The organism is Mycobacterium sp. E3247, assembly GCF_001667785.1.
Taxonomy (GTDB): Bacteria; Actinomycetota; Actinomycetes; order Mycobacteriales; family Mycobacteriaceae; genus Mycobacterium.
The window spans coordinates 1-1,076 of the sequence record NZ_LZJG01000481.1 but is presented as its reverse complement, the minus strand read 5'-3'; the positions used below and the strand labels follow the sequence as shown (position 1 = coordinate 1,076).

Annotated in this window: 1 protein-coding gene; it reads right to left on the bottom strand. The window is 64.7% G+C overall.

Going from position 1 to position 1,076, the window contains the following annotated elements:
• Positions 1-1,076: HAD-IC family P-type ATPase (locus A9X04_RS23400; protein ID WP_156764506.1), on the bottom strand; the 1,076-nt coding region annotated here is incomplete at both ends.

Sequence of the window (1,076 nt, the reverse complement as noted above, 5' to 3'; positions counted from 1 at the left end):
GCGCGCCGCTGAATGCGGTGATGCAGACCCCGGGTGCGGTAGGGCTGGCCGAACACCCGCATCGGCTCGCTGTAGAACACCTTCTTGGTCAGGTCCACGAGCACCAGATAGACGACGATGAACATGGCCAGCGCCACGTAAAACTGCCATGGCAGCGGGGTGAAGCCCAGTTTGCGGCCAAGCGGCGTGACGGTCAGCGCGATGCCGATCACGTCCACTGACATCAGCGTGACCGAAAGCAGAGCGCCGGGCCTGCTGCGCAGAAATGGCACCTTGCGGGTGCGGATCGCGAAGATGATCAGCGTCTGCGTCGCAAGCGATTCCACGAACCACCCGGTGCGGAACTCGATCGCGCCGGCGTGCAGCACGCCCAGCATCAACCCGAACGTCAGGAAGTCGAACAGCGAGCTGATCGGTCCGAAGATCAGCATGAACCGGCGGATGAACGCGACGTTCCAGTGCGACGGCGCGTGCAGCTGCTCGGCGTCGACCCTGTCGGTGGGGATCGCCAGCTGCGAGGAGTCGTATAACAGGTTGTTCAGCAGGATCTGGCTGGGCAGCATCGGCAGGAACGGCAGCAGGGCCGATGCGGCCGCGGCGCTGAACATGTTCCCGAAGTTGCTCGACGTGCCCATCAGCACGTACTTGATGGTGTTGGCGAATATGCGCCGGCCCTCGGCGACGCCGGTGGCCAACACACCGAGGTCCTTCTCCAGCAGCACCACGTCGGCGGCGTCCTTGGCCACGTCGGTGGCGCTGTCGACGGAGATCCCGACGTCGGCGGCATGCAGAGCCAGCGCGTCGTTGACTCCATCGCCGAGGAACCCCACCGATCGGCCGGTGCGCCGCGCCGCGGTGATGAGCCGCGCCTTCTGCTCCGGCGAGATGCGGGCGAAGATGGTGTAATTCTGTGCGGCGTGCTCGAATTCTTCGTCGCCGAATTGTTCCATCTCCGCGCCGGTGATGGTTCCCTTTGAGGCCAAACCCAAGTCGGCGCACACCTTTTCGGCCACCCGCGCGTTGTCACCGGTAGCGATCTTCACCTCGATGCCCAGATCCGCGAGCTGGGTTAGGGA